This window comes from Leptothoe kymatousa TAU-MAC 1615 (assembly GCF_018739865.1).
Lineage (GTDB): Bacteria > Cyanobacteriota > Cyanobacteriia > Phormidesmidales > Phormidesmidaceae > Leptothoe > Leptothoe kymatousa.
This window is the reverse complement of the sequence record NZ_JADOER010000010.1, coordinates 1-20449: the sequence shown is the minus strand read 5'-3', so window position 1 is coordinate 20449 and position 20449 is coordinate 1. Positions and strand designations below refer to the sequence as shown.

17 protein-coding genes are annotated in these 20449 nt (G+C 51.5%); 9 read left to right on the top strand and 8 right to left on the bottom strand.

Translation table 11 applies throughout. From position 1 onward, the window contains the following. The first annotated feature begins 40 nt into the window (after positions 1-40). Positions 41-1123, top strand: a complete 1083-nt coding sequence (locus IXB28_RS11295; protein WP_246559751.1) for a Kelch repeat-containing protein — start codon at positions 41-43, stop codon at positions 1121-1123. A 190-nt stretch (positions 1124-1313) separates the two neighbouring features. Here IXB28_RS11295 and IXB28_RS11290 read toward each other — a convergent pair whose 3' ends face one another. Continuing rightward, on the bottom strand, positions 1314-2681 hold the full coding sequence (locus IXB28_RS11290) for a chloride channel protein (RefSeq protein ID WP_215618704.1): 1368 nt from the start codon (positions 2679-2681) through the stop codon (positions 1314-1316). A 479-nt stretch (positions 2682-3160) separates the two neighbouring features. Between IXB28_RS11290 and IXB28_RS11285 the strand changes: the two genes are divergently transcribed. The 3 genes from IXB28_RS11285 (at position 3161) to IXB28_RS11275 (ending at position 8841) form a co-directional block, all read left to right on the top strand. Beyond that, positions 3161-4666 (top strand): ABC transporter substrate-binding protein, encoded by a 1506-nt coding sequence (locus tag IXB28_RS11285; protein ID WP_215618703.1) that lies wholly within the window; start codon positions 3161-3163, stop codon positions 4664-4666. 15 nt (positions 4667-4681) lie between these two features. After that, entirely contained in the window at positions 4682-7423 is a 2742-nt protein-coding gene (locus tag IXB28_RS11280; RefSeq protein ID WP_215618702.1) for a hybrid sensor histidine kinase/response regulator, read from the top strand. A 113-nt stretch (positions 7424-7536) separates the two neighbouring features. Next, positions 7537-8841, top strand: coding sequence for a sensor histidine kinase (locus tag IXB28_RS11275; RefSeq protein ID WP_215618701.1), 1305 nt, complete (start codon positions 7537-7539; stop codon positions 8839-8841). Between the two features lie 6 nt (positions 8842-8847). Here IXB28_RS11275 and IXB28_RS11270 read toward each other — a convergent pair whose 3' ends face one another. The 5 genes from IXB28_RS11270 to IXB28_RS11250 form a co-directional block, all read right to left on the bottom strand. Continuing rightward, positions 8848-9660: an ABC transporter permease gene (locus tag IXB28_RS11270; protein WP_215618700.1), complete on the bottom strand. Its 813-nt coding sequence runs from the start codon at positions 9658-9660 to the stop codon at positions 8848-8850. Further along, positions 9657-10514, bottom strand: a complete 858-nt coding sequence (locus tag IXB28_RS11265; RefSeq protein WP_215618699.1) for an ABC transporter permease — start codon at positions 10512-10514, stop codon at positions 9657-9659. The genes IXB28_RS11270 and IXB28_RS11265 overlap by 4 nt, the downstream gene beginning before the upstream one ends. A 140-nt stretch (positions 10515-10654) precedes the next feature. Beyond that, entirely contained in the window at positions 10655-11959 is a 1305-nt protein-coding gene (locus IXB28_RS11260) for an ABC transporter substrate-binding protein (RefSeq protein WP_215618698.1), read from the bottom strand. A 71-nt stretch (positions 11960-12030) separates the two neighbouring features. After that, entirely contained in the window at positions 12031-13212 is a 1182-nt protein-coding gene (locus IXB28_RS11255; RefSeq protein WP_215618697.1) for an ABC transporter ATP-binding protein, read from the bottom strand. Positions 13213-13973: 761 nt separating this feature from the next. After that, complete coding sequence (locus IXB28_RS11250; protein ID WP_215618696.1) at positions 13974-15287, bottom strand: Zn-dependent hydrolase; 1314 nt, start codon at positions 15285-15287, stop codon at positions 13974-13976. Positions 15288-15430: 143 nt separating this feature from the next. Between IXB28_RS11250 and IXB28_RS11245 the strand changes: the two genes are divergently transcribed. After that, positions 15431-15841 (top strand): allophanate hydrolase-related protein, encoded by a 411-nt coding sequence (locus tag IXB28_RS11245; protein WP_246559750.1) that lies wholly within the window; start codon positions 15431-15433, stop codon positions 15839-15841. Positions 15842-15896: 55 nt separating this feature from the next. Here the strand turns inward: IXB28_RS11245 and IXB28_RS11240 are convergent, their stop codons facing one another. Then, on the bottom strand, positions 15897-16829 hold the full coding sequence (locus IXB28_RS11240) for a PEP-CTERM sorting domain-containing protein (protein WP_215618695.1): 933 nt from the start codon (positions 16827-16829) through the stop codon (positions 15897-15899). Between the two features lie 461 nt (positions 16830-17290). On the opposite strand from IXB28_RS11240, the gene rph reads away from it, so the two are divergent. The 3 genes from rph to IXB28_RS11225 all read left to right on the top strand — a co-directional run bounded on the left by rph (position 17291) and on the right by IXB28_RS11225 (position 18573). Further along, complete coding sequence (gene rph, locus IXB28_RS11235) at positions 17291-18013, top strand: ribonuclease PH (protein ID WP_215618694.1); 723 nt, start codon at positions 17291-17293, stop codon at positions 18011-18013. A gap of 120 nt (positions 18014-18133) precedes the next feature. Then, positions 18134-18298, top strand: a complete 165-nt coding sequence (locus tag IXB28_RS11230) for a DUF4265 domain-containing protein (RefSeq protein WP_215618693.1) — start codon at positions 18134-18136, stop codon at positions 18296-18298. Between the two features lie 23 nt (positions 18299-18321). Further along, complete coding sequence (locus IXB28_RS11225) at positions 18322-18573, top strand: hypothetical protein (RefSeq protein ID WP_215618692.1); 252 nt, start codon at positions 18322-18324, stop codon at positions 18571-18573. Between the two features lie 47 nt (positions 18574-18620). Here the strand turns inward: IXB28_RS11225 and IXB28_RS11220 are convergent, their stop codons facing one another. After that, a complete protein-coding gene (locus tag IXB28_RS11220; RefSeq protein ID WP_215618691.1) occupies positions 18621-19841 on the bottom strand; it encodes an MFS transporter in 1221 nt (406 codons plus the stop codon). 215 nt (positions 19842-20056) lie between these two features. Between IXB28_RS11220 and IXB28_RS11215 the strand changes: the two genes are divergently transcribed. After that, entirely contained in the window at positions 20057-20389 is a 333-nt protein-coding gene (locus IXB28_RS11215) for a hypothetical protein (protein WP_215618690.1), read from the top strand. Positions 20390-20449 lie beyond the last annotated feature (60 nt).

The window sequence follows — 20449 nt, the reverse complement described above, 5'->3', positions numbered from 1 at the left end:
GGTATCCTCTGGGTAGCTGTTGATCAATAGGGTGGGACCCATGGTGAAACGTCGTCGAGCATTTGCATCCGTAGGCTTAGCCCTGACTGTGGCGATGGTTCCCATGGCTTGCGCGGTCCCGCCCATCTCTGAGCCAGCGGCCCCCAGTCAACCCGCCACCAACTCTCCCTGGCAGGACGTGGGCCAGCTACCAACGTCGTTAGAATCCCACCAGATGGTGGTGCTGGGGGACTTTGTTTACGTGATTGGCGGCTGGAATGAAACCAAAGGCATTCACCGGGATGTCTTTTTTGCGGCCTTCACACCGGAGGGTCCGTTGGGTGATTGGCAACCCACCACGGCTCCACTGCCCCTGAAGCTGCAGCACCATACGGTGACTATCCACAAGGGCGCTTTTTATGTCATGGGCGGCGACAACGGTTATTGGGACGGCAGTGAGGTGACCGACCGGATTTTGCGGGCGGTGCCCAACGAGCAGGGGGATATTACCGCATGGCAGGATGTGGGTAAATTACCGGAACCGCTGACAATTCACGCCGTGACCACCCTGGATAACCAGCTCTATGTGATTGGGGGGAGCAACACCTTTCGCCCGGATAATACAACAGTCATGGATCAGGTGTTTACCGCCACCATTAATGACGATGGCTCCGTGGGAGAGTTTCAGCCGCTGGCATCGTTTCCCACCACGGTGGGCTGGGTGACGGCCACCACGGTGGATAATCGTATTTTTGCGATCGCAGGCACCCAACAGTTTAGGCCCAGCCAACTCCTAGACCAGGTGTGGGCCGCAGATATTCTGCCGGATAATACCCTCTCCCCCTTTGAACCAGTGAATACCATTACGGCTCGACAGCGCCATGCAACTGTATTGGTGGATAGAACCCTGGTTGCGATCGCGGGGGGCAGCAGCAGCGGCGTTTTGTCTCGCGTTGATGCGGCGACGGTGGACAGCGACGGTAATTTAGGCAGCTGGGAAGAGCTGGCCCCCCTACCGGAAAGCCGCTATGCCCATGGGGCGTTTGTGCACAATGGGCACATTTATGTGTCTGGTGGGTTTATCAAATACGGCAGTAACGAAACCAGTACAACAATCTTTCGATTGCCCTGGCCCCAGGAATAAGGGCTATTACCCTAGAAAGAGAATATAGAATTTTCGCCCGTGCCTCTATATTCTCTTCCAGCGTATTTCTATGCGACCGCTTTCCATGCGACCGCACTTCTATGCGCCCGCTTTCTATGCGCCCGCACTTCTATGCGACCGCCTTCTATGCGACCGCCTTCTATGCGCCCGCTTTCTATGCGCCCGCTTTCTATGCGCCCGCCTCTGCTTCGGTAACATCCAAACCCGATAGGGATTCGGTGGCTCTGGCGCGCTGGGTTTTGAGCAGGCCAATGTTGCTAGTGAGTAGGAAACTGGTAAAGCTTGAGATCGCAATCACCGGCAAAATTGTCGTATCCGACAGTACCGTCAAAATAATTGTGGTGCTAATGGGGGTTTTAGTAATAGCCACATTAATGGCCGCCATGCAGCACAGTACAGCAATGGTGGGATGAATCGATGGTATGCCAAAGGCAATGGCCAACCCTAGGCTGGCCCCGGTGAAAAATAGGGGGAAAATAAAGCCGCCGCGAAAGCCACCGTGGATGGTGAAACAAATTGCCACCATTTTGGTCAAGCAAATGCCCAGCAACGTAATCACCCCCAAGGATGCGGACTGGGCCAGCAGCTCCGTTTCAATTTGTTGTTCACTAAAAAATAAGGTGGCCGGGTAAAGCACCGCAATCCAACCAATACCAAGACCACCCATCAACGCCAACAGAATATGACGATGCTCGATCTTCTGGATCATCCACTTCACTAGGCGAAAAATGCCAATAAACAGGATACCGGCCAGGGCACCCACCAGACCCAATAAAGCCCCTTCCAGCAGATTGAACCAAGAAAGATTGGGCAGCACCCCAAAGCGACCAAAATTATAAATGCCACCCACCTCCAGACCTGTGCCCATGCGAAATACAGCGAAGCTACAAATCCCAGCTACCATAGCCGGAATAATGGCTTCGTAGTACTCTAGTCCGCGCCGATGGGGAATCTCTAGGGCAAACATCGGCCCACCAATGGGATCGCCAAAGAAGGCGGCTAGGGCCGCACCCATGCCGCAAAACGTCATCACCCGCGTATTCTCCAGAGTCAGGTTGAGCTTTTCCGCAATCCAACTGCCCAAGCTACCGTTAATTTGCACCAGGGGCGCCTCTGGCCCTAAACTCCCCCCCGCCGTAATCGAGACTAAAGACGTGGCGATCATCCCCGGTGTTTGTTTTGGATCTAGTCGCCCAGCATCGTGCACTCGGTCGATCACTAAAGCCATTTCCCCCGGCAGCCCTAGAAAATAGAGACAAAGTCCCACCCCTAGACCGCCAACCGTGGCCACGATCCAGGTGTAGTGCCAGTGGGGTAGCCAAGCTGGAAACCAACCCAGAATAAACTCTCGACCTGAATCCCAAACAATCTCTAACAGCTGCTCTAGGACAAAATAGTAAATTGTTGCCACTAAGCCTCCCGCCGCCCCCACAATACCTGCATAGGCTAGGGTGCGGAAGTAGCTTAACTGCTGGGAAGCTGGGGAGGATTGATCAGCAGTAGAAACACTATTAAACTCTTCTGAGGCAATAGTCATGAGAGCGGTGGGTTAAAGGGTGTCGCCATCGTAGCGACGCCCTTTTCCATGAAAAGTGATAACCAATACGAAATCAACAGCGTAATCCTAGACCCTAATCAGAGCTATGCGGTTTTTACATCGCCGTTCCAAATCCTCCAAGGGCAAAGGTCAGGGTCCGGAGGTGGGTCGGAGATAGATAAATATACGTAGGCGGTAGTATGGCCCCAGCGGGCATGCTGAGGGTGGGTGTCTCTACAAAGCTAACGTTATCAGTATTGTGCAGGACGATTGTATCTAAATACTTTGCCTAGGGCCTAGTTTCGCACTGTCGGTCAGGGATCTGGCTAACTGTTTGTTGTCATTTAGTTCTCCGACGGATATTCACAGGGTTCAACATTGATTGAATTAATATCTGTCTTCCTGTCGATCAAACCGTCTGTTCAGAAAAACATTAAGTCCTTACAAGGGGCCACCCCACGATCAAAAAAATATCAACAATGAACGATTTAGACTATCAGCAGCGATTGGCGGTGGCTAAGGCTGCCAAACGGTTTCGCCAAGGACGGATGAAACGTCGAGACTTTATTCGGTTTGCTAGTTTAGCCGGATTTGGTTTTAGCAGCGCCCGGTTTTTGAGTGGCTGTGGTCCATCGTCTCGCCCTAAAACATCAGCCCCAGCCCCTAATCTAGAAGAACTCCTGACGGAGGATCAACAGCTATTTCTGAGGGAGGTGGGTAAAACGTTTCGGGGCACTAAACTGCGCATTGTTACGGAAGATACCCCCGCCTGTCAGGCAATCTGGAAAGTGACCCAGGAGAGATTTTTCCCGCTTATGGGCATTGAAATTGAGTGGGAACGATTGCCCTTGGATCGGGTACTCTCCCGAGTTACCCAGGATACGGCGCGCCAGGCGGGCACCCATGATATTTTTTACATCGACCAGGCTTGGATTGGGCGATTTATTAACGACAGTGTTAATCCGCAAAGCTTGTTGGAAAATGCCGATTTTGCCTATCCCGGCTATAAATTTGATGATATATTACAACCCCTATTGGATAATGTCGCCTCCTACCAGGGGCAGCTAGGGGGAATTCCCATCGATATTCCCATTTTTATCATGATGTATCGTCGGGATATTTTGGATGAGTTGGGGTTGGGCGTGCCCACCACCATGGCGGAATATTTACAGGTGGCAAAATCCATTCACCAGGCTAAGTTTCCGGAGGTGGCGGGCACCTGCGGGCAGTGGCAGCCGGGGAGCTATGCCTTAAATTGTGATATGACCGCCTGGCTGTGGGCCTTTGGTGGATCCATTTTTGGTAAGGATAATCAGCCAGCTATCAATGATGAGAATGCGATCGCAGGCCTAGAATACATGATGGAGTTGGGCCAATATATGCCCCCCGAGGCCATCATCTCCGATTGGGAAGGGCAGGGCCATGCCTTTATGCAAGGAAAGGTGGGCATGTATATTTCCTGGACGTCGTACTTCTCCATGTTTGACGATCCGGCGCATTCGAAAATTGTCGGTCTAGCAGAAGCCGCCCCCTGTCCCCAGGAAGCTGCTTTGAGGGCCCCAGGCGATTGCAGTTTTGGTGAAGTCCCCGGCATTAGCCACCAGGGGGGCAGTTGTTTGATGCTCTCCCGCCATAGCAAAAATATTGATGCCGCCTGGATCTTTTTACAATGGATCACCAGCCCAGAAATAAGTCTTCTAGCCAGCCTAGAGTCAGGCTCCAGCGGCATTCGTAGAAGCACCTACGAACATCCCCTGACGCAGCAGCAGGCCGTTGTCGCCCCCAATACAACGCGACATATGGATGTCGTTCTAGACAGCATTCTCAATCGCATGGGGACAGAGCCCCACCTACCCAACTGGGTGCAGTTGGCCACGGGAGATTTCCCAACCGAGTTAGGAAAAATGGTCACCCAACAACAATCGGTAAAAGCCACCGCCGACCGCATAGCCACCCTGACCCAACAAGCGATTCAAACCTCTTAAAACTGGGGGATCTCTGTGAAAAAGCTAGCCCGTTTCCTATACAACAATTGGATTTTTCCCCAGCGTCGCACATCTCTGCGACAACAGCTGCTGGGATCATTTTTGCTAATTTACCTGATCCCCATGGGCACCGTTTTCCTATGGAATCAGCACACCACACGCAGGGTGTTGTTGGCGACGGCCAATCAATCGCTCCATTCTGCCGCGTCCCAAACAGCGGCTAAGCTAGACGGGTTTATGGAGTCTAACCTGAAGGTGATTGCCAGTGAGAAACGGCTACCTGACCTGGTGAACTACTTGGAGAAAGCGGCCCAGGGAACGGCCACAAACACAGAAACCGAAACCACCCTAGAGACCCTGGCAACCCTCAAAACCAAAGATCCTATTTTTATTGCCTCCTATGCCCTGATCAACCTAAACGGAGTTAACATCCTAGATACTAACCCGCAGCACCAGGGCACCTCTGAGGCTGATCAAGACTATTTCCAAGTCGCATTGGAAACTGGGGAACCCTTTGTCTCAGCCACCCAGTTTTCCGCATTTGATCAAAAACCCTATTTCTACTTCAGTCAATCCATTCGCAATCCTGCCACGGGCAAGGTGATTGGTGTGCTCCGCAGCCAGTACAGCGCCGCCATGCTACAACAGTTGATCGTGGGCCATAAGGACCTGGCCGGCGACTTGTCCTTTCCAATTCTGGTGGATGAAAACTATATTCGCCTAGCCCAGGCAGCCCCCATCGATCAAGAAACCTTAACGGGGCATTTGTTCCAAACACTAATACCGCTGCCGCCGGAACAACTAACGGAACTAAAGCGGCAGCAGCGCCTACCGGAAAAAACAACTGACCAGCTGACCACCGACTTAAGCGACTTCGCCGCAGGGGTGGATCAGGCGGGCACCAACCAGACCTATTTCACCGCCCACCTCAACAGTCAGAAAACAACGTTATACGCTGGGGTGGCATGTCCCCTCACCCAGCAACCCTGGGTGGTGGCCTTTGTGCGGCCGCAACGGTTATTTCTCCAAGGGGTTAATAAACACAATCGAAATTTGCTGTTGTTAGGGGGACTTACCGCTGGTGGTGTGGTGCTTTTGGCCGTCCGTCTGTCCAATGCCCTGGCGCGGCCCATGGCCCGTTTAACCACCGCTGCCCAGAAGCTGGCAGATGGCCAATGGAATACCCAAACCTTGCACTCCATTGCCGAGCGCCCCTCCTCCACCGATGAGATTTCCACCCTGTCCAACACATTTTTGAAGATGGCTACCCAGGTGCAGGAATCGTTTATCACCCTGGAACAACGGGTGGCGGATCGCACCAATGAGCTGCAAAGGGCGAAAGTGCAAGCGGACCAGGCCAACCAGGCCAAAAGTGAGTTTTTAGCCAATATGAGCCATGAACTGAGAACCCCCCTCAACGGCATCCTTGGCTATGCTCAAATTCTAAGCCGCTCAGACTCCGTGGCCCCTAAGGACCAGAAGGGAATCAAGGTGATTCACCAATGTGGCTCCCATTTACTAACCCTGATTAATGACATTTTAGATATTGCCAAAATTGAGGCCCGCAAACTAGAGCTGGCCCCAACACCGCTACACCTGCCCTCTTTACTACAAAGTGTGGTGGAGATGTGCCAAATTAAGGCAAAGCAAAAAGGTCTGGAGTTTGTTTACCAACCCAGCGCCCAATTGCCAGGGGGCGTCACCGCCGATGAAAAGCGCCTGCGGCAGGTATTGATTAATCTTCTCAGCAATGCCATTAAGTTTACGGACCAGGGCACGGTCAGGTTACAGGTGCAGGTGGAGGCTATTTCTGAAACCTCGGTCTCTTTGCTATTCCGGGTGATTGATACGGGGGTGGGGATTTCAGCAGAGTGTGTGGCTAACCTGTTCGAGGCCTTTGAGCAGGTGGGCGATCGCAAAAAGCAATCCGAGGGCACTGGCCTGGGGCTGGCCATCAGCCAACGGATTGTTAAATTAATGGGCAGCGAAATTAAGGTGAACAGCCAGCTAGACCAGGGCAGTGAGTTTTATTTTGCCGTCGATTTGGCCCTAGCCCAGGATTGGGAAGCATGGCAGGGTTCGCTGGAAAAATGCGATCGCATTGTCGGCTACACCGGCAACCGGCAACAGATCCTCGTGATCGACGACCGCTGGGAAAATCGCACAATATTACAACAGCTATTGTCTCCCCTGGGGTTTACCCTACTCGAAGCCGAAAATGGTCAAATCGGGTTAGAACAACTCCAGGCCCACCAGCCAGACCTCGTCATCACCGATCTCACCATGCCTGTCATGGATGGGTTTCAATTCCTAGAACAGGTGCGCCACCAGGAACACCTCAAACACACCAAGGTAATTGTGTCTTCAGCCGCCGTTGCCCAAAGCGATCAACAGATGGCCCTAGCCGCAGGCAGCAATGACTTCTTAGCCAAACCCGTGGATGGCCATTTACTCCTACAGCTGTTGGCCAAGCATTTAAACATCCAATGGACATATGAGTCTCCCCCCTTGCCCCCCGAAAACACCTCCAGCCACACCTTGGTGGTGCCCCCCACCGACGTGCTCAAGTCGCTACGCACCTTTGCGGACAAGGGCGAACTACGTCCCTTACAGGAGGCCCTAGAGCAAATCGTCAACCGCAATTCTGACTACGTTCCCTTTTCCGAAAAAGTATCGAACCTAGCCAAACGGTTCCAAGCCGAAGAAATTGAGGAGCTTTTAGCCAGCTATATCAATCGTCAACCGACTAAGAGCTGAAACTTAATCTAAGTGAAGGGATTTTTATTGCTTCACCATGGGTTTAAGGGAAATCTGAACATAGTTCCTGGTTTATCCATCAAGACATCTGTAACAATCACAAAGGCAAAACAATGCTAGACGGGGCCAATATTTTAGTTGTTGATGACACGCCTGCTAACTTAGAAGTTGTTACAGATACCTTAGTATCTAGGGGATATAACGTATCTACGGCCATCAGTGGCGAACGGGCACTCACACGCTTACAAAAATATATCCCCCACCTAATTTTGCTAGACGTGCAAATGCCCGGCATTGACGGCTTTGAAACCTGTCGAAAAATCAAAGAAAATCCGGACATTGCCCACATCCCGATTATTTTTATTACCGCCCTGACGGATGTAGACAGCATTACCCAGGGCTTTAATCTGGGTGCCGTCGATTACATTAGTAAGCCTTTTAAAGAACCCGAACTGCTGGCCCGGGTCAAAAACCATCTCAGCCTCCAGGCATTGAACCATACCTTAGAAGAGAAGGTATCCCTGCGCACCGTTGAATTACAAAACGCCCTGCACCAACTAGAGCGATCTAAACTACAGCTGGTGCAGCAGGAAAAAATGTCTGCCCTAGGTCAGCTGGTGGCGGGGGTAGCCCATGAGATTAACAATCCCATCAATTTTATCCACGGGAACCTCAGCCACGTACAAGACTATGTTCACTCTGTTTTAGCTCTCCTCAGTGTAGAGTCGCAAGCCCCCGGCAAGTCAGCAGCTGCCCACACGGATGGCGATCTCGACATCGAATTTATCAAAACCGATCTGCCTAAAATTTTAGACTCCATGAAAATGGGGACCGACCGCATTCGTCAGATTGTATTATCCCTGCGCAACTTTACCCGCATCGATGAATCTGAATTCAAAACCGTTGATATCCATGAAGGTATGAACAGCACGCTGCTAATCTTGCAGCATCGCCTCAAAAAGAAGCTAGAGCGCCCGGCCATTGACGTCATCCGTGAGTATGGGAGCCTGCCCTCCGTGGAATGTTATCCAGGACAGCTCAACCAAGTGTTTATGAATATTTTGGCCAATGCCATTGATGCCTTAGAGGAAGCCAGTGCCAAAAAAACATTTCACGATATCGAACAAGCGCCGAATCGCATCACAATTAAGACAGCGAAGGTGGATCAGGAGTGGATTCAGATCACCATTAAAGACAACGGCATCGGCATGCCTGAATCGATTCGTAATCGAATGTTTGAACCCTTTTTTACCACCAAAAACGTTGGCCAAGGCACCGGCATGGGCATGCCCATTAGCTACCAAATTATCCACGAGACCCATGGTGGCCAGATAGACTGTATTTCTAACCCTGACCAGGGTACAGAATTTGTAATTCGCATTCCCCTGCGCCAGTCTTGCCCATTGCCCCAGCCATAGCGGCCATTATTTTGACAGACGCTGCTTAGATAACCGCCGATAGAGGGTGTAGGCCACCGCAATTAAGCTAAAGGAAAACAGGGTGGTTAGGGTGCCCAAAGCATAGAGGGCAGGGGATGTAACATTGGTGGTCATGCCAAAGATTTCTAGGGGCAGCGTATTGTATTGGCCCGATACTAGCGAGGTGCGCGTAAACTCATCGTAGGAAAGGGTAAAGGTGAGCAGACTGACGCCGATTAAGCTCGGGGCAATCAGGGGCAATACAATTTCTAAAAATGTGTTGCTATCACTGGCGCCCAGGTCCCTGGCAGCTTCTTCGTAGGAGGGGTTAAACCGATTGAAAATACCCAGCATAATCAAAAAGGCAATGGGTAGGGTCCAGGTGAGGTGGGCGCCCAAACCAGAGCTATACCAGCGGGTGGGCCATTGCATCACCTGAAACATTACCCCCAAACCGAGGGAAACCAAAATGCTAGGCACAATTAGGCTAGCAATGCTGAGGTAGAACAACGCGGTTGAGCCGCGAAACCGCTGGCGAAACGCCATGGCAGCGGAGACAGACATGCTGGCAACCAGGATGGTAACAATGCCGCCGAGCACCAGCGATCGCAAAAAGGGTTCCACAAAATTCCCCACCCGCTGTTCTTGAAACACCTGCCCCAACCAGTAAATCCCAAAGCTACGCACCGGAAATGTCAGCGTCCCATCAGGGCCCTGGAGTGACAAAATAAAGATGGTAATCATCGGGCCGTAGAGGAAGATGATAAACAACCCGAAAAAGACCGCTAGCAGGTAAAAAGACAGGGACCGCTTCTTCATAGTTCTTTCCGAATATCCACCAGGCGCAAAATCGACACCACCACCGCAAAGGTAACCGCCAACAACACAATGGCATTGGCCGCCGCCAGGGGATACTGCAAGCTGCCAATCTGGGTTTGAATCAGCTTACCAATGGATGCCGCTTGGCCCCCACCCATCAGCCGCACGGTGACAAATTCCCCCATCACCAGGGTGACAATAAAGATAGACCCAATGGCGATGCCCGGAGCCGACAACGGCAAAATCACCTCTTTGAAAACGCTCACCCCCGACGCCCCCATATCTTCCGCTGCCGTAATCAGGGTGCGATCGATGCGCATCAGGCTATTAAAAATGGGCGCAATCATAAAAATAACGTAGAGGTGCACCAGCCCCAGCACCACCGCAAAGTCGGAATATAACAAAAACTCCAGGGGTTGTTGCGTCAGCCCCGCCCCCACCAATAGCTGATTTACCAGGCCTTCTCGCCCCAAGAGAGGCAGCCAGGAAATCATCCGAATAATATTAGAGGTCCAAAACGGGATGGTGCACAACAAAAACAACAGCACCTGCCACCGCAGCTTGGGCACATGGAACGAGAGGAAGTAGGCCACCGGATAGCCAATGAGCAGGGTAAATAGCCAGGTGAGGCCAACAAATTTAAACGTATTTAGATAGGTTTTGAGGGTGACATCGGAGGTAAAAATGCCGATGTAATTGTCCAGGGTAAAGGCGGGGGTCATGGAGTAGCCATTGAACTCCCAGAAGCTAACCACCCCAATCAGGACAATGGGAAATACTAAAAATAACCCCAGTGCGATCGCTTGGGGCGTTGCTAAAAGATAAGGTTTTACGTTAGTCCAGGCTTTAGCCATAAACAAAGAATGATTTTGCCAGAAAATCCCCTCCTAGGAGGGATGCCCTTTGGGCGGGGTGGGTTTTCGGTCTATGTCGTCAGAGGTCAACCCACCCCTGCCCCTCCCAGGAGGGTATCTATACTGGAGGGAGCGTTTACCTACGAAGCAATAAACTCATTCCACTTCTGAACGAGATAGGTGTTCTCCTGCATAGTAGAGTTCCAGCAAACAATGTTGCCAAAGCGATCCTTAAAGGAACCACCGTCGCGGACAGCGCCAGCCTTCGCCAGGGTCTTCTCAAAGGGATCTACCATATCTACAGCGGCGGGCTTGCCCTCATACCAGAAGTCCCACTCCTCAGCAGACATATACTTCTTAGCCGTCTCAGGGGCCGCACTGTAGTAGCCCTGGCGACCGAGGAAGGCACCGACCCAACCCTCAAGCATCCAGTTCATATACTCATAGGCCGCATCTAGCTGAATGCCGCTGAGGTTCTTGGAAAGACCAATACCGCCGCCCCAGCCGCGATAGCCTTCATCTAGGGGTGCATAAATGCACTCAATGCCCTTCGACTGCACCGCAGTAACGGCAGGGGACCACATGGACTGCAGCACCACTTCACCAGAGGACATCAGGTTCACCGACTCATCAAAGGTCTCCCAGAAGGCACGGAACTGCCCCTTAGCCTTCTGCTCTTTCAGGATATTGGTGATCTTATCAATCTCTTCCTTGGTCATGTTGCCCTTATCCCCAAAGGTCATCAGACCCAGGGCCTCAGCCACCATGGCGGCATCCATAATCCCAATTTGGGGAATGTTCAGAATCGAGGTTTTACCCTTAAACTCTTCATTGAACAACTCACCCCAGCTCTTAATGGTGCGACCCACCAGGTCAGGACGATAGCCCAGGGTATCCGCGTTGTACTGGAAAGGAATTAGGGTAGCAAAGTCGGTGGGGGTGGCGGAAAATTCTGTCGAATCTGCTCCGGCTAGGTACATCACCTTATAGGGGGCCGTACCCTGGGACTTTTCGACGGGCAGCCCGTCAAACTTACCAGAGGTAAAGAACGGCACAATTTTGTCCCAGGCCTTGATTTTAGATACCGCAATGGGTTGCAGGTTCCCCGAGGGAATCACCAGGGGCAAGCTAAAGTACTCACCATCAAAAATGTCGTATTGATCGGGCTGGGTAATGGCAATCTGATTGTTCTCTTGGGTGCTCAGGGCCCGCATTTCCAGCTTAAAGCCGAGGTCTTCTTGAGCCTTGTCACGAATTTCGTTGATCTGAGAAACGCCAGTACCAATGAGGCGCAGCGTAACGTCCTTAATTTGGTTTGTGTTGACCTCAGGACCAGGAGCGGGATTGTTGGGAGTACCCTTGGGAGATGCACAACGCGTAGTAGCAATAGCGGCCCCTGTGGCCAAACCAGTGTAGAGCAGCTTACGACGAGTGATTTTAGTCATGAGTTAATCCTAGAAACGGGGTCAAGTGAGCTCTGTGAATTCAGTAGATCAGCAAGTGTAGACTTAATTGATCAATGGGCGAGGAAAACACAGTCGTTGGCAGACCATTTCAGCGAAACAGTCTGTCCTTCTTGCAGAGCAAGACTTTGGGCATCTACTGTCCGTAGGGTATGCAGTAGAGGTTGTCCGGTGGCGGTTGCTAGCAGGGCCACGCGGGTAACAAATCCGGTAAGTTCCACCTGGGTAATGCGGGCGGTGATCGTGTTTAAAGGACTCTGATCAGTAGCCGCATCGCCACGCTCTAAGGTGAGCAAATCGGGGCGCACACAGCAAGCGGCCTCTGTGCCAGGCTGGGTGCCATTGCCCGTGGCATAGAGCGCGCCGATCCCCTCAACATCGAGCTTAATTAAATCCTGGCCATCGGCTTGGGGGGTGGCATCTAGAACTTTGCCTGCAAAAATATTGTTATCGCCAATAAACCGGGCAACAAATTTAGACGCCGGAGCCTTAAACAATTCGGCAGGGGTGGCAACTTGGTCGATGTGACCATGGTTCATCACCACAATTTGATCGGAAAGAGAAAACGCCTCTTCCACATGGTGTGTGACCTGGATAAACGTGAGACCAAACTGTTTCTGGATTTTTCGCAGCTCTCCCCGCATACGCACCCGCAGGTTCTCATCCAGGGCGCTCAGGGGTTCGTCTAACATCAGCACCTTGGGTCGGGTTACCAGGGCACGGGCCAGGGCAATGCGCTGCTGCTGACCGCCACTAAGCTGATGGGGTTTGCGCTTCGCCGTATGATCTAGACCCACCAGGTCCAAAATCTCATTTACCCGCTGCTGCCGTTCGGCCTTAGGCATACCCTGCATTTTGAGACCAAATTCAACATTCTGCCAAACGGTCTTGTGGGGAAACAGGGCATAGTTTTGGAACATCATGGCGGTGTTCCGTTTGGCGGCAGGCAGTTCGTTAACACATTCGCCGTCGATCAATACCTGGCCGCTAGTCACCGACTCATGGCCCGATATCATCCGCAGAGCGGTGGTTTTGCCGCAGCCGCTAGGCCCTAGCAAGCAACAGTAGATGCCAGCAGGGATATCCAGGGTCATATTTTCAATGGCAGTGACCGAGCCATATTTTTTAGTGACTGACCTCAGCGCTACACCAGCGGCAGCCTCACTGAGCACTGTGCTGGAAGATGGCGGATTTTGGGATGCTGCTGGGAAAGACCGATCAGCGCTAACCGCCATGGTCATTAATCTCCTAATGCTATTTGCAAGATGGATACGAGGCTAATGCAACCACTATGGGCGGACTGGCTAGGAATAAATGTTCCTAGTGAACATGGATATAAGCTTCAAATGTGATCTAGACAACAGATGATGACAACATTACCAACGGCTGTCTAGGTCTGAAGCAAAGTTCAGCTTAACTTTAGGATTAGGGGCTATTTGGGGCAGAGGCCTTTTAGTACCAAGGGTTTTATGGTCATGGCTTCCTGACATCACCCAAATTATGCTTGATTGTGCCGTTTAGAGTATGGATAACGGCTAAAGTCTCCAATGCAGACGTCACACTAGCAAAATCGCATCGTTAATGGTTAGGTCGCCTGTCCATGCATAGATAATAAGCAATGTTTTTTATAGATCTAGACTTGGGTGTGATGTGACCGTAATAAGAGGATGCATTACACCCCCTTTGATCTTGTTTGAGCATTGGATGGTTTCAAGAATCCATCGATAGGTAGCGATTTAATGCCTGCAACAGTCGATACTGTATTACTTTTACTACAGACGCCCCTTAAGCGAAGTCGAAAGAACACTTCCTTTAGCAAAGCAGAGTCGAAGCTAAAGGAAGAATCAGTTGAATTTTACCTACTTATTTTTCCGGCATCCTTCCGCGTTAGGCTTGCCCATTCCCATAGGGGCACACGACGACGCTCAGCTAACAAGCCCTTTAGAAAGGCTTCACAAGCTTACAAAGACCGACAAATCTCTCAAGGACAAAAGACTTAGCTGACCTTCACGTTTGCCTTAGCATCACCAACAGTTTCAGAACAACGATAGTGCTGGTCTAGCTTTAGCAACGTATGCAACAAAATATTGGCCCCTTGAATACAGTGTTCGGGCGACGTGTATTCAGTTTCAGAATGACTAATTCCACCCTGGCTGGGCACAAAAATCATCCCCATGTCCGTAATGTTGGCAATGATTTGAGCATCGTGGCTAGCGCGACTGGGCAATGCCTGGGTGGGTAGGTTCAGCCGTTCACAGACCTGGCTAATGGCATTGTAAATGTGGGAATTCACCGGCACGGGCTCATTGCGCAACTGGGGCTTAATGGAGATTTTAGTGCCTGTAGCATCAGCAATGTCAGCCATCTGCTGTTCCAGATCTGCCAGCATGGCATCCAGCCGCGCATTGGACAGATCCCGCATATCCAGGGTCATCTCCACCCGACCTGGGATCGTATTGGCCACATTGGGCGATAGCTTCATGGCACCGACGGTGGCCACCTGATCGCCGTAGCCATCCCCTGTTTTTTCACCGATACGATTCACCGCCAACACCACCTGGGATGCGGCCACTAAGGCATCCTGGCGCATGGTCATGGGCGTGGTGCCCGCATGGCTGGCACTGCCATCAATATCGATCAGATACCGGCGCTGGCCCACAATGCCGGTGACTAACCCCATGGGATTGCCCGCTGCTTCTAGCACCGGTCCTTGCTCCACGTGCAGTTCCACAAATGCCGCTAGACTTGCCCGCTGGGCGGTGGGTAGCTGGTCCCAGTTGCCACCAATGGCTCGCACCCCCATTTCAATGGGTTCATAGTGGGGATGTTCGTAAAAATTGGGGTCCAAATTGGCTTTGCCCGCCATGGCCTTGCTGCCAATCATGGTGCGTTCTTCATCGGCAAAGACAATCACCTCGATGGGGTGGTCCGGGCGAATGCCTTGTTCGTGCAGGGTGCGGGCTACTTCCACGCCAGCAATAACGCCATAGGTGCCGTCGTAAATGCCGGCATTGGGCACCGTATCTAAATGGGAGCCGGTGGCTAGGGCTGGGGCGTGGGGGAAACGCCCTTGGTAAAGGCCGATCATGTTGCCAGCGGCGTCAATGGTCACCGCCATGCCCGCCGATTCCATCCAGCTGCGTACCAGCTTGCGGGCAACCACATCTTCTGGGCTAAAGGCCAATCGCCTCACCCCACCGTTGGGCAAGGAACCGATGGCGGCCACATCGGCCATCATTTGCATTAACCGCTCACCGTTAATCCTCAGGACATCGACCGTTGTAGAAGACTCAATAATAGCTGGCGACATAAGTGGCATCCCCTAAACGAACCTGATGATTTAAAGATGGTGAGTAATCACACCTCTTTAATTTTAATTAATTAACTTGTCATTGTATAAATTCCCACCCTAACGATCTGTAACGACAGTTACTCTAATGCCGCTAAACAAAAATGGAGTCTGACGCCATGGCCGATCAGGGTACAACGGTGGTATTTATTTGTGGTTCAGCCCTACGGGGGCAGCCGGACCATGGCAATTTGCAGTCCGCTACGTTTTTGAGGGAGGCGAAAACCACCGCTAGCTATCGGCTGCATTCGGTGAAGGATGGTTGGCATCCCGGTATTTATGGGGTGGCATCGGACGGGATTTCTATCCCTGGCGAACTGTACGAACTGACCGCTAAGCAATATGACTATTTGGTGTCCACCGAGCCCCCGAATATGTATCCGGCTGAGGTGAGCTTGGAAGGGGGAGGAAGCGCGATCGCAATGCTCTATCCCCAAACCCTAATTGAAGAAAACAACTGGCCGGACATTTCCCACCACGGTGGCTGGGCCGCCTATAAAGCCGCCGAAGGCTAACCCGCAATGAATCCAACGGGGGGTATCCCCCCGCCTTTGCCGAGCCTGAATCGCCTCATCCAACAACGGTTTGCTTGCACCGCCGCCAAAACAGGCCCACTCCCCCCAACAGCCCTAACACCATAGAAGGCTCAGGCACAGATTGCGGGGCGTTAGGGCCAGGGGCACCCGCCCCATCGGGGGTTGTAATCGCCACAGAACCGCCCGTGATCGTAAAATCGACCGTAGTGCCATCGGGGTCGCTCCCCAAAAATTCTGTTGTTGCTGAAAATGCAGCCGTTACAGTGCCTAAATCAAAGCTAGTCACCGCAGGCTGCAATGGCTCCACCGTTGTTGCCAAAGCACCCAGGGCATTTTGGGTAGTCTGGGGCAGAGAAACCCCAGGATTGTTAAGCACATTGTCGGCAAAGGTGACAAATTCACCAATATCTAACCCCACCCCAAAGCTAATATCGCCGATCAGCTTACAGGCACCCGAGAGACAATTTCCCTCTCCCCCAGTGTTGTAAACATCAATTACAACCGAGTTAAGGTCGCTGGTAACATTAAATATGCTCGTAGAGCTGGCCAGGCCATTGCCACTAGAGGTGAGCAGGCCAATGCCTGTGAATTGGGTAATATCAAACAACTGGGTAGCTAAGGGCCAGTCTATATTTACCCCAAAGTCTGCCAAAAAAGATTGCACAGTGCTCTCATACACATCTTCCAGTATCGCGCTAGCAAAGGCATTGTTAAATGAAATTTCTCCATCCGCGAGCTGGCTAGGATCGTTTAGCACCGTAAAATTGCCCACAACATCCCTGGCCTCCACATTCAGACTGTTGGGCAGTGTTATGCCGCTTGCCCCCACCAGTAAAGGGTTGAAGTCAACTGTGAGGCTAGCGTCTGTGGCGAAGCCAAAGTTCAGGGTGCTGGCTTGGGCCGGTGTGGTGGCCACCACACCCAAAGCTGAGAGGGCAATTCCAGCAGCAAAAAACAATTTATTCAAGGTGCGTTTCTCCAACAAATAACAAACAGCCTAAGGAGCTGTAAGAAATTAAGTCATGGGGTAAGACTGAAAGGCTTGTTAAGCCATAATTTAAGCCCAAAAGGCCATGATTTTAATTTTTAACAAGCCCTAAACAGGCCCGTGTAGCTCACATTTAGCCTGCCCAACTAGTTTGAAGGTAAGAACAAGCCCCCTCCGTCGTTTGCTAAATTCTGATGAAAACAAGACAATAAAAGAGTTTTACGGAACACCCAAGGAAAAAATAATATCAACTTATTTTGGTTTGTCGGTAGTTCTCAGGAAAGACAACAACCTTATGCCCACTCTCTTTCTCCCCAATTATCCCGAACCCGTTTCTCCACAGCCAGCCACAGCGGGTTAAGAAATCCGGTACATGGGGCCGATGCCCCCAGAAAACCGCTAACCTAGTTGCGGTCTGGTTATATTTGGGAGTATCTTGCATGGTTTGGCAACGTCCGGATGGTCGGCAACCCGATGAATTGCGTCCGATAAAATTTGAACGAAACTTTACTCGCTATGCGGCCGGTTCCGTATTGGCCCACTGCGGCAATACCCAGGTGCTATGCACCGTCTCCGCATCTACGGACCTGCCCCGCTGGCTAAAGGATTCGGGCCAGGGTTGGCTCACTGCCGAATATCGCATGCTCCCCAGCGCCACCCACACCCGTGCTAGACGGGAATTGATGAAACTTTCGGGCCGCACCCAGGAAATTCAGCGGTTGATTGGACGTAGTTTGCGGGCCGCCATTGATTTGGAAGCCCTAGGCGAGATTTCCCTGACGGTGGATGCGGATGTGATTCAAGCGGATGGGGGAACTCGTACCACATCCATTACGGGGGCCTATGTGGCGTTGGAAGATGCGATCGCATCCCTGATTGCCAACGGCACCTTAGAAAAGTCTCCCCTGAAGCACCAAGTCGCCGCCATATCAGTCGGCCTCTTAGAGGGAGATGCCTTCCTAGATCTGAACTATCCAGAAGATGTGGCCGCCGACGTCGACTTTAATGTAGTACTCAACGGCGACCTGGGCTATGTGGAAGTGCAGGGCACCGCTGAAGCCAATAGCTTTAGCCGCCAGCAGCTCAACCAAATGCTCGACTACGCCGAAGGGGGCATTAAGCAATTGATGACCTTACAAAAGGAAGCTCTATTACAAAGTTAGGGAATTGCCCAATAAAAAAGCCCTAAACAAACTGGGGCAGTGGGGACGCGAGCTGACACGGTTTGCTAATTTCTCTGGCAGTGGCCATCAGCACAACTCCCCGGTTAAACATCTACAAACATGAGTAAAGAAGAACTAGCCAAAATATACATTGATCTTCCTAACCAGTGGGCGATTGGCGGAGGGTCCCTATGGGCTACTCCCCTGGGGAACAATCTCTATCGCATTGAAAATGTTCCTTTCTATGCTTACGGATTAAATTTTAAAGATAAGGAGACCCAATAGTGTTGGGTCTTCCAATGTAAGCTATGGGCAGAAAACCAATTTATCCAAAATCAATCGAAGCATTAGAAAAAATGCATACGGGCTCATTGCTGAGTCGATTGAAGCAACTACAGATGTGTGAAGCCTCTTTAGCCGCATCAGATAAAGAGTTTGCCACTGAAGGACTAATCGAATTTAAAGATACCGAAGCCTGGGCTAACGCCTACGGTGAGGTTAAAAAGGTGTTGTCTTACCGAGAGCATATTCCCCGCTCCAGAAAGAAATCTGGCGACTGACCCCGTATCGCCATTGTTTGACCATCGACCATGGTCTAGCTGTTGGCTTAAATGACGGTTGCTTCCGCGTCTGAAGTATTTAGAGAAAGGGCAAAAATTGCGATCGCTAACGTTAACCCACCGGCCACAAAAAACGGCATGCCATAGCCAAAGGTAACCAGCACCCCAGAAATAGCCGGGCCAATGGCGTTGGCAATACTCAAACAAGACGAATTCGTCCCCAACATTTCCCCCTGTTCCTCCTTCGGTGTGCGCAGGGACAACAGCGAATCGATCAGCGGCATGGGAAAGGCATTGACAATGCCAAAGAAGACTAACAAAATCCAGAACGCTTGAATGGTGGGAAACGACGGATACAAAATTAACAAGATGCCGCGCATAACTAAAGCCCCCACCAGCAGCGTCACCAGGTTCATGCGCTTACGCAGCGGCCCCAGCAAAAATACCTGGGAGAGAAAGGCCAGAATGCCAAAACAAACAAAGGCAAAGGCTAGGTTTTTGGTATCTTGCCCCAGCACCGTTAAAAAGAAGGGCTGAAAGGCAAAGGTAAATACGGTAAAGGTAGCCCCATTTAGAAAGGTCATGATAAAAATGCGACCCACCCCCGGTTTACGGAACGATTTGGCCAGTCGGCCAAAGCCAAAGTCAGACCAGGAAAGCTTGAGGGTGCGATCGCACTTAGACGGCGGATGGGTTTCCGGCAACACCAAGAAACACAGAATGGCCGCCACCAGCGCCATCACCGCCGACACCATAAAGCTCATACCCAAGGGGCTTACCCCCGGCAGGGTGGGCAAAGTTTGGGCAAAATACGCCAGCGGCGGACCCACCACAAAGCCCAACCGAAACATGCCGCCAAAAATACCAAAGGCCTGGGTGCGCTGTTCGGGGGTGGTAATGTCGCTCACCACCGCCTGGGCCACCGAGTTATTGCCCCCGGTTAACCCGTCCAGCATTCGCGCCAAATATAACCACCAGGCAAAGGGGCTCACCGCTGCCAGCAGGTTAGCCACCACCGTCCCCAATAGGCTGATCACCAATAGGGGCTTGCGGCCAATGCGGTCCGACAGCCGCCCCAAAATGGGCGTGCCAAAAAACTGAGATAGGGAAAAGGCAGTGGTCAATAGACTAGCCGCCAGGTCACTAAGGCCAAATTCCTTGGCGTAGGGATAGAGCGTCGGAATGATGATGGTAAAACTGACGGAGTTAATGAACGCCACCAGGGTGACAATCCAAAACTGCAGCGGCAGACGCGACTTAGCGACCATAGAAAAGCAGTGACGTAAAGTTTTGTAACCCTGTTAGGATATCAGGCCGCTTGGGTCAGTGCGCGCTGAAGCTGATTTCAGGGATAAATTCGCCATGAATTGCCCCAGGGACTTAGCGTTCTAGGGGCTGATGAATAAATCAATTTTGATAGTTATAAGGAACGGAGCTGAACAAACTTGTTGTATGGAATAGCAAGCCTCCACAATTAAGTTCTATGACCGCGCACAATTCCCATACCCCTGGCTCTCCCCAGCTTAAATTGGCAGCGGCAATCCCACCGTCCACTAATGATGACAATAATGGTTCGAGACGGGCATCAATGGAACCCGCCCCCGCGACCAATGACATTTCCATAAATGTTCCCGCCCCCATCACCATTAAGCAGCCGGATCAAAATAAATGGGAGACTCTGAAACAGAACGGTTGGGCGATTGTAAGTGTCGTATTGGTGCCGTTGGCGCTGTTGTTACTCACCAACATGATGGAAAAAGCCAATGAAACAACAGCCCAAAGTAATCGGGAAACAGAGTCAGTGACTGGAGTTTAGACAAATAATCTCATCAAGAGCGATCTGCCATTGAGACAGATCACTCCATGGGCGACTCTG